This window comes from Tabrizicola piscis, from assembly GCF_003940805.1.
Classification (GTDB): Bacteria; Pseudomonadota; Alphaproteobacteria; order Rhodobacterales; family Rhodobacteraceae; genus Tabrizicola; species Tabrizicola piscis.
In genome coordinates this window covers 1,603,043-1,629,488 of sequence record NZ_CP034328.1, presented here as the reverse complement: position 1 = coordinate 1,629,488, position 26,446 = coordinate 1,603,043, and the positions used below count along the sequence as shown (strand labels likewise).

At 63.4% G+C, this 26,446-nt stretch carries 23 protein-coding genes and 1 tRNA gene; 13 read left to right on the top strand and 11 right to left on the bottom strand.

Annotated features, from left to right (window positions below; translation table 11 throughout):
- Positions 1 to 21 precede the first annotated feature (21 nt).
- A complete protein-coding gene (gene rpmH, locus EI545_RS07780; protein ID WP_125324946.1) occupies positions 22 to 156 on the bottom strand; it encodes a 50S ribosomal protein L34 in 135 nt (44 codons plus the stop codon).
- A gap of 256 nt (positions 157 to 412) precedes the next feature.
- Here rpmH and EI545_RS07775 point away from each other — a divergent pair, with 256 nt between their 5' ends.
- From EI545_RS07775 to EI545_RS07755, 5 genes are all read left to right on the top strand, one after another.
- Positions 413 to 1,147 (top strand): TVP38/TMEM64 family protein, encoded by a 735-nt coding sequence (locus tag EI545_RS07775; protein ID WP_125324945.1) that lies wholly within the window; start codon positions 413 to 415, stop codon positions 1,145 to 1,147.
- A 1-nt stretch (position 1,148) separates the two neighbouring features.
- Entirely contained in the window at positions 1,149 to 2,564 is a 1,416-nt protein-coding gene (locus EI545_RS07770) for a dihydrolipoyl dehydrogenase family protein (RefSeq protein WP_125324944.1), read from the top strand.
- Positions 2,565 to 2,656: 92 nt separating this feature from the next.
- Positions 2,657 to 3,997 (top strand): sensor histidine kinase, encoded by a 1,341-nt coding sequence (locus EI545_RS07765; RefSeq protein WP_425471642.1) that lies wholly within the window; start codon positions 2,657 to 2,659, stop codon positions 3,995 to 3,997.
- Positions 3,998 to 4,046: 49 nt separating this feature from the next.
- Positions 4,047 to 4,123 (top strand) — tRNA-Arg (locus EI545_RS07760).
- 295 nt (positions 4,124 to 4,418) lie between these two features.
- Positions 4,419 to 4,829, top strand: coding sequence for a hypothetical protein (locus EI545_RS07755; protein WP_125324943.1), 411 nt, complete (start codon positions 4,419 to 4,421; stop codon positions 4,827 to 4,829).
- 87 nt (positions 4,830 to 4,916) lie between these two features.
- On the opposite strand, the gene EI545_RS07750 is transcribed toward EI545_RS07755, so the two are convergent.
- Genes EI545_RS07750 through EI545_RS07740 form a run of 3 tightly spaced genes read right to left on the bottom strand, consistent with a single transcriptional unit; the run spans position 4,917 to position 7,483 of the window.
- A complete protein-coding gene (locus tag EI545_RS07750) occupies positions 4,917 to 6,203 on the bottom strand; it encodes a sensor histidine kinase (RefSeq protein WP_164517241.1) in 1,287 nt (428 codons plus the stop codon).
- 56 nt (positions 6,204 to 6,259) lie between these two features.
- The gene (locus EI545_RS07745) at positions 6,260 to 6,919 is read right to left on the bottom strand and encodes a response regulator transcription factor (RefSeq protein ID WP_125324941.1); all 660 of its coding nucleotides are present in this window, start codon (positions 6,917 to 6,919) and stop codon (positions 6,260 to 6,262) included.
- Between the two features lie 45 nt (positions 6,920 to 6,964).
- Positions 6,965 to 7,483 (bottom strand): hypothetical protein, encoded by a 519-nt coding sequence (locus tag EI545_RS07740; protein ID WP_125324940.1) that lies wholly within the window; start codon positions 7,481 to 7,483, stop codon positions 6,965 to 6,967.
- A 185-nt stretch (positions 7,484 to 7,668) separates the two neighbouring features.
- On the opposite strand from EI545_RS07740, the gene EI545_RS07735 reads away from it, so the two are divergent.
- Together EI545_RS07735 and EI545_RS07730 are read left to right on the top strand one after the other, a co-directional pair.
- Positions 7,669 to 8,568, top strand: coding sequence for a hypothetical protein (locus EI545_RS07735; protein ID WP_125324939.1), 900 nt, complete (start codon positions 7,669 to 7,671; stop codon positions 8,566 to 8,568).
- A gap of 267 nt (positions 8,569 to 8,835) precedes the next feature.
- Complete coding sequence (locus EI545_RS07730; RefSeq protein ID WP_125324938.1) at positions 8,836 to 10,941, top strand: mechanosensitive ion channel family protein; 2,106 nt, start codon at positions 8,836 to 8,838, stop codon at positions 10,939 to 10,941.
- An 82-nt stretch (positions 10,942 to 11,023) separates the two neighbouring features.
- Here EI545_RS07730 and EI545_RS07725 read toward each other — a convergent pair whose 3' ends face one another.
- Both EI545_RS07725 and EI545_RS07720 read right to left on the bottom strand, forming a co-directional pair.
- Positions 11,024 to 11,884 carry a CPBP family intramembrane glutamic endopeptidase gene (locus EI545_RS07725; protein ID WP_125324937.1) on the bottom strand — a complete coding sequence of 287 codons (861 nt, stop codon included), beginning with the start codon at positions 11,882 to 11,884 and terminating at the stop codon, positions 11,024 to 11,026.
- 416 nt (positions 11,885 to 12,300) lie between these two features.
- Positions 12,301 to 13,632 (bottom strand): flavin monoamine oxidase family protein, encoded by a 1,332-nt coding sequence (locus EI545_RS07720; RefSeq protein WP_164517240.1) that lies wholly within the window; start codon positions 13,630 to 13,632, stop codon positions 12,301 to 12,303.
- A 535-nt stretch (positions 13,633 to 14,167) separates the two neighbouring features.
- Here EI545_RS07720 and EI545_RS07710 point away from each other — a divergent pair.
- Genes EI545_RS07710 through EI545_RS07695 form a run of 4 tightly spaced genes read left to right on the top strand, consistent with a single transcriptional unit; the run spans position 14,168 to position 19,662 of the window.
- Entirely contained in the window at positions 14,168 to 14,668 is a 501-nt protein-coding gene (locus EI545_RS07710) for a hypothetical protein (RefSeq protein ID WP_125324935.1), read from the top strand.
- Between the two features lie 39 nt (positions 14,669 to 14,707).
- A complete protein-coding gene (locus tag EI545_RS07705) occupies positions 14,708 to 16,654 on the top strand; it encodes an alpha/beta fold hydrolase (protein ID WP_125324934.1) in 1,947 nt (648 codons plus the stop codon).
- Between the two features lie 33 nt (positions 16,655 to 16,687).
- Complete coding sequence (locus EI545_RS07700; protein WP_245990328.1) at positions 16,688 to 18,118, top strand: S10 family peptidase; 1,431 nt, start codon at positions 16,688 to 16,690, stop codon at positions 18,116 to 18,118.
- Complete coding sequence (locus EI545_RS07695) at positions 18,118 to 19,662, top strand: amidase family protein (RefSeq protein ID WP_125324933.1); 1,545 nt, start codon at positions 18,118 to 18,120, stop codon at positions 19,660 to 19,662. The genes EI545_RS07700 and EI545_RS07695 overlap by 1 nt, the downstream gene beginning before the upstream one ends.
- Before the next feature lie 102 nt (positions 19,663 to 19,764).
- On the opposite strand, the gene EI545_RS07690 is transcribed toward EI545_RS07695, so the two are convergent.
- Entirely contained in the window at positions 19,765 to 20,685 is a 921-nt protein-coding gene (locus EI545_RS07690) for a LysR substrate-binding domain-containing protein (protein WP_125324932.1), read from the bottom strand.
- Positions 20,686 to 20,757: 72 nt separating this feature from the next.
- On the opposite strand from EI545_RS07690, the gene EI545_RS07685 reads away from it, so the two are divergent.
- Positions 20,758 to 21,390, top strand: coding sequence for an NADPH-dependent F420 reductase (locus EI545_RS07685; protein ID WP_125324931.1), 633 nt, complete (start codon positions 20,758 to 20,760; stop codon positions 21,388 to 21,390).
- A 106-nt stretch (positions 21,391 to 21,496) separates the two neighbouring features.
- Positions 21,497 to 22,234 (top strand): type 1 glutamine amidotransferase domain-containing protein, encoded by a 738-nt coding sequence (locus EI545_RS07680; protein ID WP_125324930.1) that lies wholly within the window; start codon positions 21,497 to 21,499, stop codon positions 22,232 to 22,234.
- Between the two features lie 11 nt (positions 22,235 to 22,245).
- Here the strand turns inward: EI545_RS07680 and EI545_RS07675 are convergent, their stop codons facing one another.
- The 4 genes from EI545_RS07675 to EI545_RS07660 all read right to left on the bottom strand — a co-directional run bounded on the left by EI545_RS07675 (position 22,246) and on the right by EI545_RS07660 (position 26,315).
- A complete protein-coding gene (locus tag EI545_RS07675; RefSeq protein ID WP_125324929.1) occupies positions 22,246 to 23,046 on the bottom strand; it encodes an enoyl-CoA hydratase in 801 nt (266 codons plus the stop codon).
- Positions 23,047 to 23,232: 186 nt separating this feature from the next.
- The gene (locus EI545_RS07670; protein WP_125324928.1) at positions 23,233 to 23,928 is read right to left on the bottom strand and encodes an ATP-binding cassette domain-containing protein; all 696 of its coding nucleotides are present in this window, start codon (positions 23,926 to 23,928) and stop codon (positions 23,233 to 23,235) included.
- A 9-nt stretch (positions 23,929 to 23,937) separates the two neighbouring features.
- Positions 23,938 to 25,110 (bottom strand): FtsX-like permease family protein, encoded by a 1,173-nt coding sequence (locus EI545_RS07665; RefSeq protein ID WP_125324927.1) that lies wholly within the window; start codon positions 25,108 to 25,110, stop codon positions 23,938 to 23,940.
- Positions 25,107 to 26,315: an HlyD family efflux transporter periplasmic adaptor subunit gene (locus EI545_RS07660; protein ID WP_125324926.1), complete on the bottom strand. Its 1,209-nt coding sequence runs from the start codon at positions 26,313 to 26,315 to the stop codon at positions 25,107 to 25,109. Before EI545_RS07660 ends, EI545_RS07665 begins: the two co-directional genes overlap by 4 nt.
- Between the last annotated feature and the right edge of the window lie 131 nt (positions 26,316 to 26,446).

Genomic DNA, 26,446 nt, shown 5'->3' with positions numbered 1-26,446 from the left:
GTCGCCCCGAAGGGCGAGAGATCAGGCGGAAAGCTTGTGACGGCCCTTGGCGCGGCGTGCGGCCAGCACAAGACGGCCGTTCTTGGTGGCCATGCGCGCACGAAAGCCGTGCCGACGCTTGCGAACCAGGTTCGACGGTTGAAATGTGCGCTTCATCGCGGCTCTCCATCAGACGGTGCCCGAACCGCAATTGGATTCGAGGGCTTGTAACTTGAAGCCCGTCCTTTACGGGCGGTCGCAGGCCAAGTCAACGCGGCCCGCACGTTTTCCTGCAACATTTCGCAGGGGGATGCCGGCAAATGTGTCAAACCATCACAGCCAGTGGCCGCGGGCATCACTGCGTCGTGAAGGGCCTGTCAATCAGCGCCTTGGTGCGCCATCTTCGGAGACGATGCAAGGAAAGTCACCTCCAATGCCGGCCCCCGACGCCCCGAACGCTGGCAGCAAGTCCGGCTGGCTGCGCAAGCTGCCGATTCTCTTTATTCTGGTGGCGGCTGTTCTTGGCGCCTTCCTGTTGCGTGACCAGCTTAGCTTTGAGGCCCTTGCCCGCCACCGTGAGGCGCTGATTGCCTATCGTGATGCGCATTACGGGCTCAGCGTGCTTGGCTTCATTGTGATCTACATCGGGATTGTCGCGCTAAGCCTGCCGGGTGGAACCGTTGCCACCCTGACCGGGGGCTTTCTGTTCGGGCTGTTTCCTGGCGTGGTCTTCAACATCATCGGCGCGGGGACCGGGGCGATGCTGGTGTTTCTGGCGGCGCGGTCGGGTTTTGGGGCCAGCGTGTCAGCGCGGATCGCGGCGGCGGGCGGTATTGCCGCGCGGCTGCAGACGGGCCTGCGCGAAAACGAATGGTCGGTGCTGTTCCTGATGCGAATCGTCCCAGCGGTGCCTTTTGTGCTGGCCAATCTGATCCCGGCCTTTGTCGGCACCAGCCTCTTTCGCTTTGCGGTTTCCACCTTCCTGGGCATCATCCCCGGGGCTTTGGTCTTTACCTCGGTCGGGTCCGGTCTGGGTGAGGTTTTCGCACGTGGCGAAACGCCTGACCTTGGCATCCTCTTCACCCCCGCCGTGCTGGGCCCGATCCTGGGGCTTGCGGCCTTGGCGGCTTTGCCCATGGTGCTGCGGGTCTTCAAAAGGGCGCGCTGAGATGCAGTTGATCGAAACGGATATCTGCGTGATCGGGGCAGGCTCGGGCGGGCTGTCCGTGGCGGCGGGGGCGGTGCAGATGGGCGCGCGGGTCGTGCTGATCGAAGCCGGTGAGATGGGGGGCGACTGCCTGAATGCGGGCTGCGTGCCGTCAAAGGCGCTGATCGCCGCTGCCAAGGCGGCCGAGGCGCAGCGCCATGGGTTCCGGGGTGTCGCCGCGCAGGAACCGCAGGTGGATTTTGCCGCGGTGAAGGATCACGTCGCCGCTGTCATCGCCCAGATCGCGCCGGTTGACAGTCAGGAACGGTTCGAGGGGCTGGGCTGCACGGTCATCCGCGCCTTCGCGCGCTTTACCGGCCCGGCCGAGGTTGAAGCGGGTGGCCAGCGCATCCGCGCCCGGCGCTTTGTGATCGCCACCGGCTCGCGCCCCTTTGTGCCGCCGATCCCGGGGGTGGAGACGACGCCCTATCTGACGAATGAGACGATTTTCGACTTGCGCGAACGGCCGGGGCATCTGGTGGTCATCGGCGGAGGGCCGATCGGGGTGGAGATGGCGCAGGCGCATCGGCGGCTGGGGTGTGAGGTGACGGTGATCGAAGGTGCCAAGGTGTTGGGCCGCGAAGACCCCGAACTGGCGGCTGTCGTGATCGACGCCCTGCGGGCCGAGGGCATCCGTCTGGTGGAAGGCCAGCCCGTTGTCCGCCTGTCTGGCAGCGATGGCGCGGTGGAGGTGGTGCTGGGCGATGGCACCAGCGTCACGGGCACGCATATCCTGATGGCCGTGGGGCGCAAGGTGGCGCTGGACGGCATGAATCTAGAGGCGGCCGGGGTGGCCCACACCGGGAAGGGCGTGACGGTGGACGCCCGCCTGCGCAGCAGCAACCGCCGGGTCTATGCCGTGGGCGACGCCGCCGGAGGCCTGCAGTTCACCCATGTCGCGGGCTGGCACGCCGGGATCGTCATCCGTCAGGCCGTGCTTGGCCTGCCCGCAAAGGCGGACCCCCGGGCGGTGCCCCGTGTCACCTATACGGTGCCCGAGCTTGCCCAGGTCGGCCTGACCGAGGCGGAGGCGCGCAAACTGCACGGTGACCGCCTGACCGTCATCCGAGCTGACCTGCACCACAACGACCGCGCGATTGCCGAGGGCAAGGACACGGGCTTTGCCAAGGTCATGGTCGTGAAGGGCCGCCCGGTCGGCGCCTCGATCGTCGGGCCGCAGGCGGGGGAGTTGATCGGGCTTTGGGCTTTGGCCCTGTCGGCCCGGCTGAAGATGTCGGCGGTAGCCGGAATGATCGCCCCCTATCCCACCCTGGGTGAGGTGTCGAAACGTGCCGCAGGTGCCTATTTTTCCCCGCAACTCTTTGCTAATCCTTGGCTGAAGCGGTTCGTGCGGCTGGTGCAGCGCATCATCCCCTGAACCTTGGCAAGGAAGGGTCGCGGCAGGTGAGACGGCAAGGCTTCCTGAACACCCTTTCCGGGCGCTTCCTGATCCTGACCGTCATCTTCGTGATGCTGGCCGAGATCCTGATCTTCGTGCCCTCCATCGCGCGGTATCGGGCTGACTATCTGCTGACCCGCCTGAAACAGGCGCAGATCGCGGCGCTGACCCAGCTTGCGACCGAAGACATGATCATGCCAGAGCTTGAGGCAGAGCTTTTGGCCAATGCCGAGGTGTATAACGTCGTCCTGCGCCGGGATGAGGTGCGGCAACTGGTGCTGTCTTCGCCATTGCCGGGGGAAATTCACGACAGTTTCGATCTGCGCATGGCAGGCCCGTGGGAGCTGATCCGCGACGCCTTCGCCGTGCTTGCCGACCCCGAGAACCGGATCATCCGGGTGATCGGTGCGCCCGTACAGGATGCGGGCACGCTGATCGAAGTGACGATGCAGACGAAGGCCCTGCGCGATGCGATGGTGGACTATGGCCTTCGTATCCTTCTGCTGTCGGCGCTGATCTCTGTCGTGACGGCGCTTTTGCTGTTTCTGGCGGTGCAGCGGCTTTTGGTGCTGCCGATCCGTCGGGTGGTGCGGCACATGCAGACCTATGCCGAAGCCCCCGAGGATGCGCGCCGGGTGATCGAACCCAACGCCGACGTGACCGAACTGCGCGTAGCAGAAGAGGCGTTGCAATCGATGCAGATGCAGCTGACCGGGGCGCTGCGCCAGAAAGAGCGGCTTGCGCAGCTTGGCAGCGCCGTCGCCAAGATCAGCCATGACCTGCGCAACATCCTGACCACGGCCCAACTCTTTGCCGACCGGATCGAGGGCAGCGCCGACCCCGCCGTGGCCCGGTCGGTGCCAAAGCTCGTCGGGTCGATCAGCCGCGCCGTGTCGCTGTGCGAATCAACTCTGGCATTTGGCAAGGCTGAGGAGCCGCCTCCGCAGCTGCGCCGCCTGAACCTTTCCCAGCTGACCGCAGAGGTCACTGAAGGCGAGGGGCTGGGACCTGACAGCGGCATCACGTTCCTGATCGACGTGCCCCCCGGTCTGACGATCCGTGCCGATGGCGAACAGCTGCACCGCGTGCTTTCCAACCTGGTCCGCAATGCCCGTCAGGCGATCGAGGCGACGGGCCAGCCCGGCACGATTGAAATTTCCGCGGGTGAGGATGAGGCCAACTGGTGGATCCGGATCGGCGATACCGGACCCGGCCTGCCGCCCAAGGCGCGCGAGCATCTGTTCTCGGCCTTTCAGGGCGGGGCGCGGAAGGGCGGAACGGGACTTGGCCTTGCCATCGCAGCCGAACTGGTCCGCGGCCATGGCGGGCGGCTGGATCTGGTGCGCAGTGATACCGACGGCACGGAATTCATCATCCTCTTGCCAAAGGAGACAACAAGCCCCGAGACGTGATTTGCCCCTTGCAATGCCCGCGCGGCGGGGCTACATCGCCGGGGCTTGCGGACCCGTAGCTCAGCTGGATAGAGCATCAGACTACGAATCTGAGGGTCGGGCGTTCGAATCGCTCCGGGTCCGCCATTGAAATCCTGTACTTAGGGCGTTGGGCTGCTTTGCGTGATCTGCGCGAGCACTGCAAAGAGCTAGGTTCCGATCTCGGCACTGTGCTTGGCAGGAAGTACCGGCCGTTTTCTCAACCCTTTGGGAACGCAGGCCATTCCCGTTGGGCAAGGACAGACGGCGCGGCGCGCCTGCTCAAAGATTAACGCAACATGAACGCCGTGTTCTCGGTGCATTAACATCAAATAATGCACGTTTTGGATGAGTGATTGTCTCTGCTGCGGGGACAACCTGAGCTGCTGAGGGGACGGACCTGATGGACAGGATTGCACGTCAAACGTGTTCCCATTTTCTGACTGGATTCGAGGCAGAAGAGGACGGCACGTCAACTATCGAATTTGTCGTCCTGCTGCCGCTTTTCATCATGTTCCTGATGGTTATGACGAATACAAACCTATCCTCTCTTCGGCAAAGCACATTGGTGGGCGACACGGCGCGAATTGTATCTGGCCCCGCAATGCCACCACCAGAGGCCGGTATTTTTTCGGATTTCACCACAATCGCTGCAATGCCCCCAGCCGCCACGGAAGCCGTGGTCGTCAGCCTTTTTGATGCGGTCGCCGATGCGGGGAATGCGATTGCCCCAGTGTCCTTCACTGTAACGGGGTCTGCCACGGACGACGGCACAACTGTTTCAGGGACAAGTCTGGTAGAGCCAAGCCGATAATGGCGGCGAACCCTGCCGTCTGAAGCTGGGCCACCTTGGATCGTTCATGGACAAGCGGGCTTCTTGGCCCGCACGACAGATGGACCGTCACGCCGTCGAGAATGTCCCTGTTGGCAGGTGGATACGAACCGCCAATCCGCCCAGAGTTTGCGAGTCGCCAAGTTCGAGTGAGCCGCCGTAGGCCTTCAGCAGGTCCGTCGCGATCGCAAGGCCAAGCCCCGACCCGGGTTTGGATGAGTCAAGCCGACTGCCGGATTTGACAGCCTCAGCCCGGTCCTGCCCCTTGATGCCCTTTCCGTCGTCTTCGATCACCAGATCGACCCCGCCTGAACGTCGGCCGGCAGACAAGGCAATTGACCGCCTGGACCATTTCAAGGCGTTATCCAGCACGTTGCCCAAGATCTCTTCAAAGTCCTGCGGGTCGATGCGGATGAACAAATCCGGCTCACAGCTGACCGCGACGTGTTTTCCGTCCTTTTCCGCCATCTTGTCGAACAGCCGGGCAAAGCGTGTCACCGTGCTGCTGACGTCGGTCCGACTGAACCCGATCTCGGCGGTGTTCGACAAACGGATGCGGGCCAGCGACCGTGCCAACTGCGCGTCCAGCCGGTCAAGCGCATCCACGGCCTTCTGCAGGTCTTGGCTCTTTGTCGCAAGCAGTTCCAATTCATTGCGAAGGATGGTGCTTGGCGTTTTCAGGGCATGGGCAAGGTCCGCCGCCTGCCGACGCGAGCGGCCGACGATTTCGCGGTTGCGCTGCAGCAGGGTGTTGATGTCGCTGACAAGGGGCGCGACTTCCTCAGGATAGTCTGTGCTGTTCAGTATTTCGTCTTGTTCCCAGCGGCGCGCTACATCATGGCGCAGCTTTTCCAGCGGCCGCAGGATGACTGCGGTCTGCAGCAATGTGCCGGTCAGTCCGATTGCGGCAACCAGCGCGAAGGCGAGCAGCAGGCTGCTGCGCGCCTCGGCCCGGTCGGCGACGAGGCCGACAAGGCTTTCTGCCACCGCGACGCTCCACTCCGTGCCGTCTTCCAGCGTGATAAGCTGGTGGGCTATCCGCAATGGTTCGGCATCCACGCCATCTGCATCGTACAATTTCAGGCGCGTCCCGCCGCCCTGGGCTGGCAGGGTTGCATCAAACAGCGACGGTGAGGTGCTGATTTCGCCGCGCGGACCGACGATCTGCCAGTATCTGCCCGACGCCGCGCGGTCATAGGCGGGGTCAAGGATCAGCTCGTCAAGGCGTTCAGGATCATCGGCAAAATTGCTGAGCGCGACGACGATCTGGGTATGCCGCTCGATCAGGGAGCGGTCAAATTGCTCCAGCGTCTTTCTGTCCAGGTAGGAGTAAAGCAGCAGGCTTCCGATCGCCACAGCGGCAATTGCTGACAGGCTACCCCCGATCCACGCCCTTTTTCGAAGCGACTGCATCAGGCAGTGTCTATGATGTATCCACGACCTCGGATCGTCTGGATCAGGTCGGGCCCCAACTTGTTCCGCAAGCGATTTATGAACACGGCGATTGTGTTCGAGTCCGGATCGCTGTCGTAGCTGTACACATGCTCGGACAATTCAGTCCTTGAGATGAGGCGTCCGGCATTGTGGATCAGATAGGATAGAACGGCGACTTCCTGCGCTGTCAGATCGACCGGAACGCCGCCCACGGTCACCCGGCCAGAGCGGGTATCGAAAGCAACGCCGCTTCTTTCAAAGACCGGATTGGTGCGTCCTGACTGGCGGCGCAGGGTGGCCCGAACCCGTGCCGCAAGTTCGGGAAGATGGAACGGTTTGGTCATGTAATCGTCCGCCCCGGCGTCCAGACCGTCAACACGGTCAGACCACCCATCACGGGCCGTGAGGATCAGCACGGGGGCTTCGATTCCGTTGCTGCGCCATTCCTTCAGGATCGACGTTCCGTCCCGGATCGGCAGTCCAATGTCGAGGATGATCATGTCATAGGGTTCTGTCGCGCCCAGAAAGCAGGCCTCTTCGCCGTCACGGGCGACGTCCACGATCCGGCCCTCAGCGGCAAGCAGCTTTGTTATCTGGTCACAAAGCACCGGTTCGTCTTCGGCCAGAAGGATGCGCATGTCAGACCCGAACCTGTTTGGTCGTGGTGTCAGTCACGACGGGGCTCATCCTTTGCCACCGCCATTGCCGTTTCCACCACCATTGCCGCCACCGTTGCCACCACCGTTGCCGCCGGAGTTGCCGCCACCATTTCCGCCAGAGTTTCCGCCGGAGTTTCCGTTGCCGCCAGCGTTCCCTTTGCCATTGCCGCCACCGGGTTGGCCTTTGCCGTTGGACTTTCCGGCCGCTGCTGCTGCTGCATCACGGACCTTCCTGCCAACGGAAGATGTCGGCGTGATCTGCTTGCCAGTGGTCGCATCGAAGACCAGGCTGATAAGTGTTCCGTTTGGCTGTTTCAGAACCACGCGGTAGAACACGCCATCCGTGTCGAATGCACGCGCCTCGATCGGTTCTGCCTCTGTCGACCGGGCAACAGAAGCGACAAGCGACTTCAGACTTATCGTCTCGCCAGCCCTGACCATCTTGCGCAATTCCGCTGCGCCGATTTCGCGCGCGGTATCACCGATTGCCGGCCCGGTGAAAGCCAGCAGGATCCCGACAAGGAAAACTTTCACGCGTGTCATGGTGTCCCTTCTAGCAACCGCAAGATGAACCCCAGATGAACGACTGGTTCCCCGGCAGTTAAACTCGGTTCCTGCTTAATGGTCCAGCGTTGAACAAGCGGGTCTGCGTCATGCGGGCAACACCCGGTTGTTCTGAAAACTCACCTACGGCACCCGTGTCGGTGTGCATTTCGAAGAGGCAGAAGATGAAAAAACTATCGGCGACGTTCCTGAAAGCGTGCTCTCTTTCAGTGGCTCTGGTCGGGTCCACCGCCCTGATTTTCGCGGTGTCGGTCCCGTCTGCTGCCTATGCCGACAAAGGCAATGGCAATGGGGGTGGGAACGGCAACTCTGGCAACAATGGAAATGCCGGTGGCAACGGCGGTGGCAAAGGCAATGGCGGGGGCAACAACGGCAAGGGGAATGCCGGTGGCAACAGTGCAAAGTCGGAACGATCGGTTGGCGCGAAGTCAGGGGGCAAGTCGGCAAAGTCGATCACGACAGACATTGTGAAGAAGCAGAAAACCGGGGGCGTCGCTGGAAACTTGGTCGCAAGCGCGTCCGAGCTTGGGGCGCTGAACGCTGCACACGCATCGCCGAAGGCGCTGGAGAACGCTGCGCCGAATTCGCGCGTGGGCCGGATTGCCGCCTATCGCGACGCTGTCTTGGCGGGTGAGACCGTTGCAGCAGATCTGGCTGAAAAGACCTTGGCGCGTGACTCGCTTACGCCGCCCAGCCGTCCGATTGCGGATATCGAGATTGCTGCCGCAACGGCGGAAACCGACGCTATGACCACCAGCCAGGCGGTGGCCCAATTGGAGGCTGACCTTGCCGCCGCAGGGGGCACCGACCCAGATATCGAGGCGGCACTCTCTGCGGCCCGGGATGCCGATGCCGTGGCGCAGGCTGCAAAGGCAGAGGTAGATGCCGAACTTGCGGCCGCTGTCGAGTATCAGGCACTGTCCGACGAAATCGCTGAACTGGAGCAACAGGTTCTGGACCAGCCCGAGGAGGAGCGCGCCTTGCTTGAAGATGCCGCGAACAAGCCCGTGACCGATGAAGTGGAAACGGCCGTCAAGACCCTGCTTGGGCTTGCAACCGAATAGGTTCGTTGGCCCGGAGCCTTTGGATGTGAAGCACCCACAACCACAGGCTTCGGGCTGCAACAACGTTGAAGGACTGGCAATGTGAGGCCACGCGACATGACAGATGCGCGCGGCTTCCTCACTGCCCCCGCCCGGCAACCCGTTCCGGCTCTAAGACGCGACCCCCCTGGACACAGCCGATGATTGACTTCTGCGCTGCGGCAGGTGGAGATAGCGCAATTGTGAACCTCAGGTGCAGAATTGTTCCGACTGTTTGCCGCCTTTGCAATGCTTGCCCTTGTCCTTGGCGGGTTCGCAGGATCCGCAGTGGCGCAGGTGCAGCCGCCCGCAAAGGTGGAACAACTGCTTGAGGTCCTTTCTGACCCCGAGGTCAGGGCTTGGCTTGATGCGCAATTGGCGGCCCCGTCTGCCGCCGTCCCGCAGCCAGGTGCTGCCGATGCTGCCAGTCAGATGTCCTCGGTGCTTGCAAGGATCCGGAACCACGCTGAGGCGCTGATCCATGCCTTTCCTACCCTGCCTGCCCAGATGGCGCGGGCGCGCGACATTCTGTTGGTCGAGTTCAAAGACCGTGGTCCACTGTCTGTCCTTGTACTCCTCGCGGCCTTCATCGCCGGGGGGATCGGGCTGGACAAGGTCTTGCGGTCGCTGACGGGGGGCTATCGTGCCTGGATGACGTCGATCCCGACGACCAATCCGGTTGGGCGGCTCAAGACCCTTGGCGCGCGCACCCTTTATGCGGCAATGCTGATCGCGGCCTTCATGGTTGGCAGTCTGGGCGTCTTTCTTCTGTTCAACTGGCCGCCCCTTCTGCGCGAGATCGTGCTGACCTTCCTGACCGCCGCCGTCGTCACCCGCATTGCGCTGATGCTGGGTCGGGTGGTGCTGATGCCGCCCTTCCTTGGTATGGCGAACGCAGCGGATTATCGTGTGGTCGTGATGAGCGATGCGCGTGCCGCGCACTGGTATCGCTGGATCGGCTGGATCGTCGGTTGGTTCATGTTCGCGGGTGCGACACTGACGCTGATGAAGACTCTGGGCTTTGACGAGCCGGGACGCCTTGCCATCGGCAGTGTTGCGGGGTTCGTGCAGCTTCTGCTGGTGCTGGCGGCAATCTGGCTTAGGCCGGAGGTTCCGAATGCAGCGCCCCGACGTATTGGGTCAAAAGCCGCGTCCTGGCTCTTGACCGTCTTCTTCGTGACGCTCTGGCTTTTGCGCATCAGCGGCGCATACACGGCCTTCTGGCTGCTGTTCGCCGTCGTGGCATTGCCTGCCCTTATCCTTGCGACGCGTGCGGCGGTGACTCATTTGCTGCGCCCGCCCGAGGACGCTTCGCCCCCCTTTCCGCAAGTCGCCGTTGCCATCATCGACCGCGGCCTTCGCGTCATCCTTATCCTTGTCGGCACCTTTCTTCTTGCGCGCGCCCTTGGACTTGAGCTGGAGGGAATGGCACAGGGGGAAAGCACACAGGAAAGGCTGCTTCGCGGTGGCCTCAGGGCGGTGGTCATCCTGCTGGCGGCCGATTTTTGCTGGAGCATCATCAAGGCAATGATCGCCCACCGGATGGGTGCCGATCTGCCGCAAGCGGGGGGTGAGGAAGCCCTGCCCGCGGACAACCCAAAGCTGGCGCGGATGCGCACCCTTTTGCCGATCATTCAGAACATCCTGTTCGCGGCGATTCTGGTGATGGCGGTGCTGATGGTGCTGTCTTCGCTGGGGATCGAGATCGCACCGCTGATCGCGGGCGCGGGGGTCGTTGGCGTTGCCATCGGCTTTGGTGCGCAGACGGTCGTCAAGGACGTGATCTCCGGCATGTTCTACCTGTTTGACGATGCGTTTCGCGTTGGCGAATACATCGAGACCGGCAGCCACAAGGGAACTGTCGAAAGCTTCAGCCTGCGCTCGGTCAAGCTGCGCCATCATCGCGGGGCGCTGAGCACCGTGCCGTTCGGCGAACTCGGCGCGATCCGGAACATGAGCCGCGACTGGGTCATCGACAAATTCAGGGTGACCGTCGGCTATCAGACCGACTTGGAAACCCTGCGCAAACTGATCAAGAAACTGGGTGCGGAACTTGCAGCCGACCCTGAATTCGCGGCTTACATCATCGCCCCCCTGAAAATGCAGGGCGTGCAGAGTTTTGGCGACTATGGCATTGCGGTCGAACTGAAGATGACAACGCTGCCGGGCCAGCAGTTCCAGATCCGGCGCAGGGCCTATGTCCGGCTCAAGCAGATATTCGCGGAGCAGGGGATCGAGATCCCGTTCCCGACCGTCCATGTGCAGGGTGGGGGCGATGGGGCCGGCACCGCCGCGGCGCAGGCAATCATCGCTGACAAGCTGGCAAAGGAAACCAAGTCCATCCCGGCGCCCTGAGCCCGGTCAGGGCCATCGGGACCAATTCGACTTGGGTTCACGCCAGGCCAGCCTGCCGGGATGATCAAACGCTCCCCGCCCCTCAGCGATTCCACATCGGCGGCAAGATGTGGCCACGGCGGATGGCAATGATGACAAGGACCACGCCCGCTGTCGTGCAATAGATCAGCGCGAAGATCGACTCCTCCATCCCGAAGGAGCCGCCGGTCAGGAAGTCCGGCCCCTCGATGGTGGCCTTGAGAAGGCCCGGATCGGCCACAGTCCCCGAGACGGCACCCGAGTAGATGGCGGACTGGGCGTAGTTCCACCCCATGTGAAAGCCGATGCAGATCCACAGGCGCCGGGTCACAAGGTAGGCGGCAGAGAGCAGCAGACCTGCCTCGACGCTGATGTAGATGGCACTCTTGATCTCTGCCCCGGGGTTGAGGAGGTGGATCAGGCCAAAGGCGAGGGATGATGCCACGATGCCCGCCCAGCTTCCGAATATCGCCTCGACCGAGCGGTGCAGGACGCCGCGGAAAATCAGCTCTTCAAAAACCCCGGACTTGATGGCCATCGCAACGGCAGGAAGCAGGAACGCGGCGGTATTGAACCCCTCGACCTTGTATATCCCCAGAAGCATCAGGGTCACGGCGCAGGCAGAGTAAAGCACCACCCCGACAAGCAGGCCCATGCCCCATTCGCGGGCCATACCGGGTGTCGAAAGCTCGGACACCTCACGCCGTTCGATGAACCTTCCCCAACCGAAGTAGATCGCGATGACAAGCAGCCCAAGCCCCATCTGGACAAGGATGCCGATCAAGGGGCGGTCGTGGAACTGTTGCAGGCGCGCTTCGGCCCACATCATGAAAAGGAACAAACCACTCCCAAGAATGATCAGGCGGAGCAGCGGATGCAGGATACGCTGCCAGAGGGGTGGTGCGGCAAGGCTTGTATCCGTCATTCAAGAACCCTCTCACCCTTGATGCACGCCGCGTTGAAACCTGCGACTCTATGGTCCGCCCTGCCAAGCCCATGTTCGATCGGACGCGCCGGGAGAATGCCCGACAGAGCGCCTTCCGTCGGATGTGGCCTGTTCCCAAGATCCCGGCAAATTCGGTCGCATACAGAAGTGAAGCCACGAACAGTGCCAGGAACGGAAAGGACAACCCATTGAGCTTCATCTGGTAGGCTGGGCAGGAAAGTGCCGCTATCCACTTTGCGAACCGAGCCCGGCCCTGTGGTGCAATCTTTGACGCCAGTTCGGGAAATGCCGTTTGATCAGGCACAGGCCTTGTCGGAAAATGCACCGGGTATCTGCGTGTCGCGGCCGTTGTCCTCAGCGACCTATGCCCGACAGCAGTTGCCCGGACATTGCATTCACCGCAGCGCCTGAATGACATTGCGCGCGACATTGCTGCCCGACATGTTGGCGCCTCCGCAGGTCATTGCATAGGCGCCAGCCAGCGCTTCGCCGGCAAGGAACAATCGCTCGCTGATCGGCTCGGCAAGGGCGGCACGCGCGCCGTGCTGTCCCGGTCGCTCTGCGGCATAGCCGCCAAGGACCCACGGCTCATTGGCCCAGTCGGTAAAGTCGCCCTTGATGATGTGTTTGTCGACATCTGCACCCAACATCGCGCGCAATTCGCCACGCGCGAAATCGACGGCCGCGTCGTGCCCGGCCGCCGACAGCTCCCAGCCGAAAGAGCCGCCGACAAAGCCGATCATCAAGTTCGTGTCGAATGGCCAGGTCAGAAAGTAGCAGGCCTGCGCCGGCATGACTTCCGGCACTTTGTAGGCAAGCCATTCCTGTGCTTTCAGGCCCAGCCGCGTACCGTCGAAGAGAAGGGGTACCTTGGCCAGCAGGCCCATCGGCAAGCCGTCGATGCCGGTCAACGTCCGGTTGGGCAGGCCCGGCGTGAAGCGAATCTTCTCGGCCGCCAGAACACCGGTCGAGACCGTCACGATGGCGGCCCGCGCGGTAACCGTGCCAGCCGCGCTTTCGACTCGAACCGGATTGGAGCCGTGATCAATCGCGGTCACTGGCGCGTTGAACGTGATTGGCAGATCGGCGCCATAGCGCGCGACCACGGTGCCGAAACCTTCCATGACCAGCACATTCGGTTCGACCTGGGCGAGCGACCACCAGTCTGCCGGCGACATGTCGGCAAAGTCCACTCCCATGCTAAGCGGGCCAAGCCATGTCTGGCTGACCCCGCTCCAGGGCATGTCTTTCGGCAAGACGTCTGAAGCTGGCGCATCGAGTCCCTGCTGACCTGCAGCCAATAAACCATCCAAAGTGGCTCGCCAGGCCAGATCATAGGCGGACCTCTCTGAGGTCGTCGGCTTACTGTTGCCGACAAACATCGCTTCGCCCGGGTTGTCATGGTTTTTCAAAGTGTAACCCCACTCACGCGCCATGGGCGTATAGGGGTTCACATCAGCGGAATGCAGCCAAGAGCAACCGCGGTCGAAGGGCAAGCCGAAGGTCGTCGTATCAGTGAAGGCACGCCCACCGATCCGATTGGAAGCCTCAAGGATCGCGACCTTGTAGCCCGCCGCGACCAGCGTATGGCCAGCGGCAAGGCCAGCCGATCCGGCACCGACAATCGCGACATCAACATCGAAAGTCGCAGCCCGCGCGAGTGCAGGCGCGGTCAGGCTGCCCGATGCAGTGGCCAAAAACGTCCGGCGACTAAGCGATTTGATCATCGATGGTGTCCCGCCTTGTGGACTCAAGCCTTGCGAAGGCAATCTAGCATCGTGCCCAAGCCAAGAGAACGGGCGGCATAACAGGCAGCGCGCCAGCCGAAGCAGCTGATGTCTTCATGCGCCACGGTCGTAAGCGGGTTCTCGACAGCACTGGCCCTAGTGCGCGAGACCGAACTGATCGCCACCGTTCCAGACCGCCACACCCTGGGTCTGCGCAGGGGCCTGCACAGCTTTGAGCTCCCCTTCCGGATCGCACCATTCACCATATCGATGCTCTGGCATCCTCGTATGGATGGGGATCAGGCACACCGCTGGCTTCGCTCCCAGGTGCGGGCCGTCTGCGCCAGTGAGGATGCGCTGAACGCCTGACCAGGGGTCAGATGCGCGCAAGAGCTGCCAACTGCGCGACTTTCACGCCATCCTTTGGGCCGGACCGTTTCGCATTCCGGATAGATCGAGATCGGCGTCGACGGTTAGCGTAGCGGAGGTCAACGCTGAGACGATGATCCATTCCGATCGAACAGGGAGCGCCCACGTGTCCAGAATATTCACCTGCATGATTGTCCTGACTGCCGCAACCGCAGCATTCGCACTGCCGGCATCGGCGAAGATCGTCGCCGAGCCGAAGCTGGCACAATATTGCGGGGAAGAAGCGGCATCGCGTCTGGGCGTTGCCGCAGCAAGCCTGCTTTTGCTGCCGGTCGAGAAGACGCACGGCACGTTCTACGTCTACGGTCAGACTGACGAAACGTCCCCCACGCTGTTCTCCTGCACCTTTGATGGCAAGCGCAGCTTTCTGGGCATCGAGATTGAGGGCGACCACGATCACGGCACCCATGCCGATGCGGGCGCACCGAAGGCTGCGATGAACAAGTGCCTGCAGATCTTCGGCCTGCCCGCCAAGGTGGAAACCGTCAGCGACTTCGGCAACGGCTTTTACGAGATCATCCTGCAATCCAAGGCAAACGCTCGCAAGGTCGCCTGCACGGTGCCCGCCGACGGCTCGGTGATCGAAGACTGGGTCGAGATGAACTGAAACGGCCGACACCCACGCATGCCATGACAGGAGCAGCACATGACGCCGGACCAGATCATTGCCACTGTGATTGCTCTTCTGACCGCCGAGCCGGCGGCAACGTCGTTCCCGGTCCTCGCCACGGGTGGGGCGAAAGCCGAATACCCGGTGACGATCGAAGCCTGCCCCCGCCCGCTGCCTGCGGCCGAGGTTGAGGGCAAGACCGTGATCTGCGGCCGCGTCGATGTGCCGGAAAAGCATGACGCCCCGGACGGTCCGCGCATCGCGCTCAGCTTTGCGGTGCTGAAGGCCCATACGCAAAGCCCGGCCCCTGACCCGCTGGTCTATCTGCATGGCGGCCCTGGCGGAGGTGCCGTCCGCGATCTGGCGGGCATCGTCGTGCCGATCTTCGAGGGCCACCGCGCGCGCCGCGATGTCGTGACCTTCGACCAGCGCGCGGCGGGCATTTCGTCGGACATGGTGACCTGCTTTTCAACCTTCGAGAACAGCCTTGTCGACCTGTTTCAGAAGGACAAGCTGGACGGCGCCAAGATCGAAGACATCTTTGCCAAATGCACGGGCGAGTTGAAGGCCAATGGCCGCAACCTTTCGGCCTACAACACGGTCGAGAACGCCAAGGATGTGCGGGCGGTGATGCAGGCCCTGGGCTACGGCGACTACAACATCTACGGCATTTCCTACGGCACCAAACTGGCGCTGGAGGTGATGCGCTCTGCCCCCGAAGGCGTGCGCTCGGTGGTGATCGACAGCGTCTTTCCCCCGAACGCCCGCGCCTATGACACCAATATCCTGCCGGTGCAGGAAGGCGTGCAGCAGGTCATCAACCAATGCGCGGCGGACGCAGCCTGCGCGGCGGCCTTTCCCGACCTTGAGGCCACGATCCAGCGCGTGGCGGTGAAGCTGGAGAAGAACCCGATCCCTGCGGCGCGTGGCCGGCCCGAGATCAACGTCCGGACGCTGATCTCGCTGTTTGAGGATCGCAATGCCTATGGTCACTGGCCGAACACCACCGGCCATATCCCCCTGATCGTCACCGAATGGGACCGGGGCGAGACGGGGACCTATGACCTTCTGGCCTCTGGCGCCACGGCGCGCGCGCCGGACGGGGGTGAGCTGCTGAAACCCTTTGCCGACAAGATGACGCCGGACCAGACCGTGATCGCGCGGCTGCTTCTGGAAGGGGCGATTGGCACCAAGCAGGATGAGACTTTCACGGGCTATGCGTTGCGGTCACTGTCGGATTCGGTGGCAAAGTCGGCACAGGGTGTCACCACCCTTGCTCAGCGGTTGGACAAGGCGATGACCGATGCCATCGTCGCGACCCGGTCAAAAGAGGACATGCTGAGCTTTGCCTCCGCCTATGCTGCCCTCGCCCGCCAGACCCCCGACCGCGCCACCCTGCGCGCGCTGATTGAGGCCCATCTGCCCGCTGCGGACATTGCGCCGACACTTGCTCTCCTCGACCAACTGACTGACGGCGACGTGGCCGAGGTCTTTGCCGCCGTGTCAAAGGAGGCGCGCACGATCTACAAGCCCGTTGTCGACATGCTTGATCTGATGGTTGTCGCCTGCACAGAAGATATCCCCTTCAACACGCGTGATCAGATGCAGGCGGTCGTGGACGGGTTGAAGTTCAAGTTCTTGGCAAAGTCCGACAATGTCGACGACAGCCTTTACCAGCTTTGCCCCTATATCCCGCCAGCGCTACCGATCCCCGGCTTTCATGAGCCGGTGAAAAGCGACATCCCAACCTTGGTGATGTACGGGTTCAACGACACCCAGACCTCGACCGAAGAGGCGCTGCTTGCGGCCGCGGGCCTTACCCGCGCGGTCACGCTTGGCTTCCCAGAGGCAGGCCATGCTGCGCTGGTCTTTTCGCAATGCGCCAAGGACATCGGACTGGCTTTTGTCGAACGACCCTTGGAGCCCTTGGCGACCGCCTGCATCGACACGCTGAAGCCCGTGTTCATCCTGCCATCCGATTGATGTTGCAGCCTTCATGACCAAAGGACGACCCAAATGATCCTGCGATTCCTGCCAAGAATGCTGTACGTCCTTTTGGCCGCCCTGCTTTGGGCACCTTGCGCGGCGACGGCGCAAGAGACGACGGACTGGACAGCCACCGCCGGAATGATCCCCATCGGCGAGGATCCCGAGCGTCCGGATGCCGAGCTGTTCCACGTCGATTACATCAAGGACAGTGCCGATCCTGCGACGCGCCCGGTGACCTTTCTGGTCAACGGCGGGCCGGGCGGGGCCAGCATCTTTCTGCACATCGCCGCCATCGGCCCGCTGACCATCGCCTCGCCCGGCGACGGAACCTTTCCTGCTGTCCCCGCAAAGCTGGAGCCGAATCCCGATAGCTGGATCGATTTTACCGATCTTGTCTTCATTGATCCCGTGGGCACCGGCTACAGCCGGATGCTGCCGGGGTCGGATGGCCAGCCCGGTGATCCGAAGAAATACTACGCGGTGGACAGCGACATGCACTCCATCGCCTGGTTCATCCGGCAATGGCTGACCGCGAACGACCGCTGGGGGTCGCCCAAGGCGCTGGCGGGGGAAAGCTACGGCGGGCAGCGGGTGTCAGGCCTGTCGCAGATCCTCGCTCGGGACTATGGCATCAACCTGAACATGGCGATCCTGATCTCGCCCGCCCTGCATACCGAGATCCCCGATACGCGCTATTCCATCCTTGGCCCGATCACCATGTTCCCGACCCAGGCCGCGATTGCCGCCCATTGGGGAATGAACGGCGAACCCCCCGGCCCCGAAGCGCTGGAGGAGTTCGAGCGCTTTGCCCTGAACGAGTTTGCCAACGGACTGGTCCGCCTTGGCCGCGCCGACGATGCCACGCGGGCGGCCTTCTTCGACCAGGTGGCGGGCATGATCGGGCTGGACACCGCCTATGTCGCCCGCAAGCGCGCGCGGATCGGCGACCAGGATTTCGCGACAGAGTTGTTGCAGGACAAGGGCCTGATGATCGACCGCTATGACGGCACCGTCGCGACCGAGAACCCGATCCCCGAGTTGCCCGGTCTGAACGTGTTCGACCGGTCGCTTGCCGTGCTGACCGGGGTGCTGCTGCCGCCCTTCATGGACCATATCCGAGGCAGGATAGGCTACCAGACCGACCGCAACTACATTCCGCTCAGCATGCAGGTCAATCTGGCATGGGACCGGTCTTCCCCCACCGGGGGGCCGGACGACCTTGCGCTGTCGCTGGCGCAGAACCCTGACCTGCGGGCGCTGGTCGTGCACGGGATGCACGATCTGGCAACGCCGTACTTCCGCACGAAATTCGTGCTTGAACAATCGCTGGTCAACCCCGAGGCGCGCAAGCGGCTGTTGTTCGGCGTCTATCCGGGGGGGCATATGTTCTATCTGCAAAAGGCCAGCCGGGCAGAGTTCGCCGCCGACGTTCGCGCCTTTTATGCGGGGGCCAACTGATGCGTCCGCTTGTTGTCGCACTCGCGCTGCTGCTGCCCTTCGGCGTGCAGGCGGAAGAGGTCTCCGCAAGACTTGAGGCCGTACAGACCGAACGCCTGCGCCCGCTGGACTTCGCGCCGTTCGGCGAAGCTTTGGCCGCCTTCCAGCCACCGCCCGGGGTGGACAGCTTCCTCATGGTCGCCGGGATCGCCGACATCCAGACCGCAATGGCGGCTGGTGAGCTGACATCGGAAGCGGTGACCCTTTGGCACCTTGCGCGCATCCAGCGGCTTGATGACCGCCTCCGCGGGATGCTGGAGCTGAACCCCGCCGCGCTGGACGAAGCCCGCGCCGCCGATGCCCGCCGTGCGGCGGGCCAGTCGCTTGGCCCGCTGGACGGCATCCCGGTCAGTCTGAAGGACAACGTCGGCACCGCGGGACCGATGCACACGACGGCGAATGCGGAAATCCTGTTCGACCGCGTTGCTGCTGAAGATGCGGCCCTCGTCGCCAGCCTGCGCGCGGCAGGGGCGGTCATCATCGGCAAGGCCAGCCTGTCAGAATTTGCCGGATCATTGGCCTCGGGTTACCCGTCAGGCGGCAATGGTGCCGTGGGCGGGCAGGGCGTCAACCCGCTGGGGCCTTACCCGACCTATGGCTCCAGCTCCGGCTCGGCGATCAGCGTGGCCGCACAGTTCGCTGTCGTCAGCATCGGGACCGAGACAGCAGGTTCGCTCGTCGCGCCCGCCGGGGTGATGAGCCTTGTCGGCATGAAGCCCTCAGCCGGGCTGGTCAGCACCGAAGGCGTCGTGCCGCTGATCGCCAGCAATGACGGCCCCGGCCCCATCGCGCGCACGGTGCAGGATGCGGCCTTGCTTCTGGCGGCCGCCGATACGGCAGAGGTGGACTATGCCGCGGGCCTTTCTGCTGATGCCCTGACGGGGGTCAAGGTGGGGGTCTTGCTGGCGGACATCGCCGATGCTGGCATGGGGACCGAAGCCATGACGCGCACAGCCGCGGCCTTGGTGATGCTCGGCGCTGATCCGGCTCCGGTCACGCTGGATGTGCCGATGGATGTCATCCAGCAGTTCTTCGTCTACCTCAGCGCGGGCATGCGCTATGACATGATGCCCGTCGTATCCGCGCACAACCCAAGCGTCGTGACGCTGGAAGACCTGATCGCCTACAACAAGGAAGATCCAAAGCGTCGCATGCCCTTTGGCCAGGATCTGCTGGAAAAGTTCGCGCCATTGACCGCCGAACTTACCGCCGAAGACTATGCAAAACTGACCACCGACGTGCACACGGCCATGACCGAGGCGATGGATGCAGCCTTTGCCGCGCATGGTGGGGTGGAAGTGCTGGTCAGCATGGCAAACCTGCACTCGATCTTTTACGCAACAGCGGGCTATCCGGCGATCACCGTCCCGATAGGGCGCAAGGAGTCAGGCGAACCGGTCGGCGTGACACTGATCGGCAAGAAGGGGCAGGACGCACAGCTTCTGGCCTACGCCTATGCCTTCGAACAGGCGACGCGCGCCCATATTCCGGCGAACCTGCCCTGAGGTGGTTTTCGGACTGCCACTGCGCCTAAGGCTTGCAACAGACCCCACTGAAAGCTGCCAGATGACAGCCGAAACCCGCTCCACCCTGTCAAAGCCACGGCGTCAGGTACCTGACACCTGTGCGACTACCTTGCGCAGCCAGAGTGTTCTGGGATCGGCGTCGTTGCGGAGGTGCCAGAAGACTGACACGGGGAAGCGGCGAACCTCGATCGGGGGTGTTGCGGTAACAAGGCCGAAACCCTTGGAAAATCCCTGCGCGATACGGGCGGGCAATGTCACCAGTGCGCCCGACGCGGCCGCAGCGGCCAGTGCGGGCAGGAAGGCGGGAAGGCCAAGGATCACGCGGCGTGTTCTGCCTATGGTGTCCAGCTGGTCGTCCACCACGCCACGCAGATCGCCCCCGGGCGAGATCAGGACATGGTCGGCGGCGCAGTAGGAGTCCAGATCAAGCCTTGGGGCGTTGGGCAGCGCCTCGGGCCTTCCTGCGACAAGGAAGGCTTCGTCATAAAGCTTGTCTGCCACGATGGACTCTGGCGCGTCCCAGACGAACCCGAGAGCGAGGTCGGCCCGCCCTTCGGACAGGGCGTCCATCGCCGCATTCCGCCCAAGCGGCAGCACTGACAGGGTAAGGCCCGGGGCCAATTCTCGCAGTCGCGCGGCCAAGGGCGGGATCAGCACGGCCTGTTCAGCATCAAGGGCCGCGACGCGCACCAGTCCCGTAGCCGTCGCCGCATCAAAGGCCCGCGCCGCACCAAGCGCTGTGCGCAACGCCTCAACCGCGCGGCGCACGGGCTCTTCCAGTGCAAGCGCGATGGCCGTCGGCTCCATCCCGTGCGGGCGGCGCAGGAACAACTCGTCACCAAAGATGTCCCGCAGACGTTTTACCGCCTGACTGATCGCCGATTGCGTCAACCCCAGTTCCGTGGCCACATCCGCCGCTTTGCGATGCCGCACCAACCCCAGGAACACGAGAAGCAGGGTCAGATCCAGCCGCCTGAGTTGCGATGTGCTTAAGTCTGACATGAACCCTATTCATTTTTGTTTCTTTCTTCTTCCGCATATCTCTGCCGCAACACCTGAAGCAAGGAGAAACGCATGCGGATCGCCATCATCGGGACTGGCAATGTGGGTGGCGCCGTCGCGCGCGGACTGAAGAGCAAGGGGCATTATCTCGTCCTTGGCGCGCGCGATCCGGCGGGGTCCAGGGTGTCGGCACTGGCAGCAGCGACCGGGGCAAGCACCGCTTTGCCTGCCGATGCCGCGCGCGGCGCCGATATCGTGGTGCTTGCCCTACCCTGGGACGCTGCAGAGGCGGCGGTGGCGGCCCTTGGCGATCTGACTGGCAAGGTGGTGGTGGACTGCATGAACCCCATAGGCCGCAGCGCTGGCGGCATCGGGTTGAAGGTGGGGCATAGCACCTCGGGCGGTGAGATCGTGCAGGGTTGGCTGCCCGGGGCCCATGTGGTCAAGACGCTGAATCAGGTCGGGGCAGAGATCATGGCCGACACATCCCTTTTGGCCCACGCCCCGGTGATGTTCATGGCAGGCAATGACGTAGGCGCAAAGGCCTTGGTCGGGCAGATGCTGGCGGACCTTGGCTTCGACGCGCTGGATGCCGGCGACATCACCAAGGCACGGCTTCTGGAACCCTTCGGCATGGTCTGGATCAATCAGGCATTGATGCGCGGCAAGGGGCGCATGTGGGCCTTCGCGGCCGTCCCCGCATAAGCGGGGCCGTCCCGGTTCCCGCCGGCAGCAAGGGTCCATCCGGTCCCGCCGCCGCCTGCACCGCTTCAACTTTGTGAAACCGGCAACCTGCTGAAAGGAAATCGCAATGTCAGCTTCCATCGACACGCATGGCAAGAAGAAGATCCTGATGATCGTGGCGAACCCCGGCACCTCGGCCACGACAGGCTGGCCTGTGGGCTTTTGGTGGGCCGAACTGACCCACCCCTACTGGACCTTTACCGAGGCGGGCTACGATGTGGAAATCGTCAGTCCCAAGGGCGGCGATCTGGTCGCCGACGGTTTCTCCGACCCCGAGGATGCCAGCGGCTATTCAGCGGCAGACATCCTGTCACTGGGCTTCAAGACGTCCGCGAAACACGCAAACCTGCTGAAGGGCACAAGATCCATCGCCGAGGTGGACCCCACCGCCTATGATGCAATCTTCGTGGCGGGTGGGCAGTCGCCCATGGTGACGATGATCGACGATACCGCGCTGCATGCCTTTGTGGCCAAGACCTATGAGGCGGTCAAGATCGTCGCCGTCGTCTGCCATGGCACCTGCATCCTTCTGAAGACCCGGCTGTCGAATGGCGACCTGCTGGTCAAGGGCAAGACCTGGACCGGGTTCGCCAATACCGAGGAAGCCTTTGCCGACGCCTGGGCCGGCCAGAAAATCCAGCCCTTCTGGATCGAAGACGAGGCGAAGAAGTTGGAGGGCACCAATTTCATTGTGAACGGCATGTTCAAACCCTTTGCGATCCGCGATGGGAACCTGATCACCGGCCAACAACAATTCTCGGGCGCGGCGGCGGCGGAACTGGTGGTTCAGACACTTGGCCGTTGACGTGGCCGGTCCTACCGGTCCTGCCACTGGGGTGCGCGCTTTTCGATGAATGCACCGATGCCCTCTTCGGCATCCCGGGCCAGCATGTTTTCCACCATCACCGCCGAGGCTTGGTCATAGGCCTGCGCCAATGGCATCTCGCGCTGTTCATAAAAGGCACGCTTGCCGGTCGCCAGCGTCAGGCTGGATTTTGATGCGATCTTTCGTGCCATCGCCATCGTGGCCTCGGTCACCGTTTCAGGGGCGACGGCATGGTTCACCAGCCCGATTTCCGCCGCCCGCGCCGCAGGGACCATGTCGCCGGTCAAAAGCATCTCCATCGCGTGCTTGTTGGCGACGTTGCGCGACAGGGCGACCATGGGCGTGGAACAGAACAGCCCGATATGCACGCCGGGGGTGCTGAAGCGCGCATCCGTCGCGGCGATGGCAAGATCGCAACTGGCGACCAGCTGACAGCCGGCGGCGGTGGCGACACCGGTGACTTCGGCAATCACCGGCTTGGGGCAGGTGACAATGGACTGCATGACCCCGGAACAAAGCGTTATGATCTTCGCAAAGTAAGCCTTGCCCCCATCGGGTGCCGCGCGCCCGGCGGTCAATTCCTTCAGGTCATGGCCCGCGCAAAAGGCCGGACCATTGGCTGCCAGAACCACCACCCGCACGGCCGCGTCGGCCGCCGCCGCCGCAAAGGCGCGGTCCAGCGCCCCCAGCATCGCCTCGGACAGGGCATTGCGGCGACGCGTGTCGTTCAGGGTCAGCCGCAGGATGCCATCGGCATCGAGATGGGACAGAAGGATGTCGCTTTCTGTCACTTGGTCTCTCCTGTCCGGGATTCTTGAGGTTCCAATCTAAACCGTCAGCCAGCGCGTTGGCGATGAAACAATAGCGAACGGCCCGGCCTTTCGTTCCGACCAGTCGGGAAAGTGGCTTGATCTTGCACCCGGACAGCGTCGTTTTGATTGGGGCTGGCCATCCTCAACCAAGATCAACTCCCCCCTTCAGGTGCGATCTTCGGTCTTTACGATCCGCCCGTCCTCCAGCGTCAGGATACGGTCGGCGCGGTCGAGAATGCGATTGTCATGGGTGACCAGAAGGGTGGTCGTGCCGCGCGCGGCGCCCATGCGTTTCAGAAGATCGACCACTTCGGCGGCGCTGTCCTTGTCCAGTGCGGCGGTGGGTTCGTCCGCCAGCACCAGCGCCGGGTTGCCGACCAGTGCCCGGGCAATGGCGACGCGCTGCTTTTGCCCGCCTGACAGGTTCGCGGGCAGGTAATCCACCCGGTCCGACAGGCCAAGCAGGCCAAGGGCATGGGCGGCGGCAGCTTTCGCTTTGGCATCAGGGATCCCGCGATGCACTTGCAGCCCCATGATCACGTTCTGCGTGGCCGTCAGGCTTTCGTGCAAGTTGTGCGCTTGAAAGATGAAGCCCAAACGCCGACGCAAGGCCACAAGCTGCGCCTCGGACGCGCCGCACAGCTCTTGCTCCAAAAGGCGGACCGACCCCTCCTGCACGCCGCGCAGGCAGCCGACCAGCGTCAGGACCGTGGTCTTGCCCGACCCGGAGGGTCCCATGAGCACGGTGAAACTGCCGCGCTTCAGCGTCAGGTTCACGTCGAACAGCGCCTGCTTGCGCACCTCTCCGGCACCGAACCAGTGATTCAGCCCGACAGCCTCAAGGATGTTTTCGGTGTCCATCTCCAGCCCTCAGAACAGATCGGCGGGGTCGGCGGCGGCAAGGCGGCGGGTCGCGATGGCCCCGGAAAGGGCGGAAAACACCACGGTCCCGACAAACACGCTGATCGCCATCGAGGGCGTCATGGCCAGGGGCAGCGTCGTGATCTTGCCCATCAACGTCAGAATTGCAGTGCCGATGATCAGCCCGGGGATGAAGCCCATGATGCCCAGAACCAACGCCTCTTCAAAGACCACGCCCAAGAAGAACCCGGAGCCGTAGCCCATGGCCTTGAAGGTTGCATATTCGCGCAAGTGGTCGGCCACGTCGGTCGACAGCACCTGATAGACGATGACCAGCCCGACCAGCACCCCGATCAGCACGCCAAAGCCGAAGATGATGCCCGTAGGACGCCGGGTCTGCTGATAGCGCAAGTCCTCTTCTGCGGCGGCGGCAAAGCTGCGGATGCGCAGCGACGGGTCCGAGATCAGCGTCTTGAGCCGCGCAACCGCCGCGTCCACGTCTGCGCCGGGCCGCAGGGTCAGAAGGATATGGTCAGGGGCCGCCGAACTGCGGGCGGGAAACAGCGACAGGAAGGTCTGGTCCGACACCAGCATGTAGCCATCCCCGCCAAAGCCGCCGCCCCCGGCAAAGGTGGCATAGGCGGTCAGTGTCCGACCCGCCGCCTCGAAACTCAGCGGGGTCTGCGGGCGGATGGCAGCTGCCTCCTCCCGGGCAAGGCCGCGCGCCAGCCGGTCAAGGATCGCCGCATCCTGCACCGCCAGCAGGGACATATCCTCGGCCAAGGCGGGGTTGAGGAAGCCGGGCTTGACCGGGTCGATCCCGAAGGTGGACAGGCTGATGTCCTTTTCGCCCCGGTCCCAGGCCACGTTGGCCAGGAAAAGCCCCATCCCGTCCGTCACATCGGGGTCAGCCATGGCCTGGAGCAACCATTGGCGCGCCACGTTGCCACCATCGGCCATCGCATTGGCATCACCGGCAGAAATCATGATGTCGGCCCGAAAGAAGTCATAGGGCCGCAGGGTCGCCGCCCCCATCGACGCCATGATCCCCAACTGCACGAAGACCAGCACATTGGCAAAGGCCACCCCGGCCAGCGCCGCCGCAAAGCGGGTGCGGTTATGCGTCAGTTGCAGCCATCCGATCGGCAACCGCCCGAAAATCGCCTGCAACAGGCGGCTCATGGGGCGGCCCGCTTTGCGGCGGTGGTGTCGATGCGGGCGATCACCTCAAGGTTCGTATAGCGCGCCGCGATGGTGGATGAGGCCGCGTCCAGCGCCACCAGAACCCGGATCACCCGGGCATCCTTGTTTTCGGCCGCGTCGTCCGAGATCAGCCCCTGACGGCCCACGGTCAGCCCGATGCTGTCCACCACGCCATGCAGGGTCTGGCCCAGAGCGACGGCGGCAAGGTCCACCGGTTGGCCGGGCGCAATGCTGGCGATGCGGTCCTGCCAGACTTCCACCTCGGCCATCATCTGGCTGGTGTCGCCCATGTCCATGATCCCGTCCGCCGGGGGGCGCTGTCCCGGGGTGGCGCGGATATCAAGGATCGTCCCGGCGATCGGCGCCACGACGATGGACCGCTCCAGATCCAGCTTGGCGCGGGCCAGTTCGGCGGTTGCGGCATCCCGGTTGCGGGCGGCCACCAGAACATCAGGCTGATCCTCCAGCGCCAATGCGGAAAACCGCGTCAACGTCGCCTTGGCCCGGGTGACCGCCAGATCAGCGGCGGCAGAGGCCGCACGCAGCTGATCAAGTGTCGCCTCGGTCGTGACCTTGCGCAGAAACAACTCCTCGCTCCGGGCAAGCGAGGACGCCGCTTCGGCAGCGGCAGAGATTGCCTGATCCAGTGCGGCCTGCGCCTCGTCCCGGCTGGCCTGCACGGCGGCGCGGGTCTGCATCAGGGCAGCCTCCTTGACGGCAAGGTTGGCCTCGGCCGCCAGCACCGCGCCTTCCAGCGCCGTCCGGTTGTCCAGCCGCGCCAAAGGGGTGCCCTTGGCCACCGTGTCACCCTCAGCGACCAGCAGTTCGGCCACCCGGGCATCGCCAGAGCCATAGGGGGCCGCCACGATGGATACATCGCCACGCGGCATCACGCGGGCCAGACCGACCACATCGCTGGGCAACAGCGTCTCCGCCATCTTCGGCGGCAGGTCGATGTCCGGCGGCAGGGCGATGGGCGATTCCGACCCGGCCCCGGGCTGCAGACCCGTCAGCGCGTAGAACTTCTGCAGGGCGGGGGGCTGGAAATACATGCCCAATACCCCGCCCGTGAACATCAAAAGCGGCACCAGAAAGATGAACAGGTACCGTTTGCGAAACCAGCTCCGGGCGGGACCCGGGTCCGTCGTCCTGATCTCAAGCGGCAGTTTGTCTGTGTCGGTCATGGGTGGCGTCCTTGGCGGTCACGACGGCTTGCGTGCGACGATGCAGGGGTTTTGCGGGCGGGTGCCAGCTTGTTTGCAGGATTAGCCGCCAGCAACCTGCCTGACTTTGACATGGGTCACGTTTCAGGCAC

Coding starts and splice junctions, on each gene's coding strand:
- rpmH (WP_125324946.1), bottom strand. CDS start 156: ATGAAGCGCACATTTCAACCGTCGAACCTGGTTCGCAAGCGTCGGCAC.
- EI545_RS07775 (WP_125324945.1), top strand. CDS start 413: ATGCCGGCCCCCGACGCCCCGAACGCTGGCAGCAAGTCCGGCTGGCTG.
- EI545_RS07770 (WP_125324944.1), top strand. CDS start 1,149: ATGCAGTTGATCGAAACGGATATCTGCGTGATCGGGGCAGGCTCGGGC.
- EI545_RS07765 (WP_425471642.1), top strand. CDS start 2,657: ATGCTGGCCGAGATCCTGATCTTCGTGCCCTCCATCGCGCGGTATCGG.
- EI545_RS07755 (WP_125324943.1), top strand. CDS start 4,419: ATGGACAGGATTGCACGTCAAACGTGTTCCCATTTTCTGACTGGATTC.
- EI545_RS07745 (WP_125324941.1), bottom strand. CDS start 6,919: ATGCGCATCCTTCTGGCCGAAGACGAACCGGTGCTTTGTGACCAGATA.
- EI545_RS07740 (WP_125324940.1), bottom strand. CDS start 7,483: ATGACACGCGTGAAAGTTTTCCTTGTCGGGATCCTGCTGGCTTTCACC.
- EI545_RS07735 (WP_125324939.1), top strand. CDS start 7,669: ATGAAAAAACTATCGGCGACGTTCCTGAAAGCGTGCTCTCTTTCAGTG.
- EI545_RS07730 (WP_125324938.1), top strand. CDS start 8,836: ATGCTTGCCCTTGTCCTTGGCGGGTTCGCAGGATCCGCAGTGGCGCAG.
- EI545_RS07725 (WP_125324937.1), bottom strand. CDS start 11,884: ATGACGGATACAAGCCTTGCCGCACCACCCCTCTGGCAGCGTATCCTG.
- EI545_RS07720 (WP_164517240.1), bottom strand. CDS start 13,632: ATGATCAAATCGCTTAGTCGCCGGACGTTTTTGGCCACTGCATCGGGC.
- EI545_RS07705 (WP_125324934.1), top strand. CDS start 14,708: ATGACGCCGGACCAGATCATTGCCACTGTGATTGCTCTTCTGACCGCC.
- EI545_RS07700 (WP_245990328.1), top strand. CDS start 16,688: ATGATCCTGCGATTCCTGCCAAGAATGCTGTACGTCCTTTTGGCCGCC.
- EI545_RS07695 (WP_125324933.1), top strand. CDS start 18,118: ATGCGTCCGCTTGTTGTCGCACTCGCGCTGCTGCTGCCCTTCGGCGTG.
- EI545_RS07690 (WP_125324932.1), bottom strand. CDS start 20,685: ATGTCAGACTTAAGCACATCGCAACTCAGGCGGCTGGATCTGACCCTG.
- EI545_RS07685 (WP_125324931.1), top strand. CDS start 20,758: ATGCGGATCGCCATCATCGGGACTGGCAATGTGGGTGGCGCCGTCGCG.
- EI545_RS07680 (WP_125324930.1), top strand. CDS start 21,497: ATGTCAGCTTCCATCGACACGCATGGCAAGAAGAAGATCCTGATGATC.
- EI545_RS07670 (WP_125324928.1), bottom strand. CDS start 23,928: ATGGACACCGAAAACATCCTTGAGGCTGTCGGGCTGAATCACTGGTTC.
- EI545_RS07665 (WP_125324927.1), bottom strand. CDS start 25,110: ATGAGCCGCCTGTTGCAGGCGATTTTCGGGCGGTTGCCGATCGGATGG.
- EI545_RS07660 (WP_125324926.1), bottom strand. CDS start 26,315: ATGACCGACACAGACAAACTGCCGCTTGAGATCAGGACGACGGACCCG.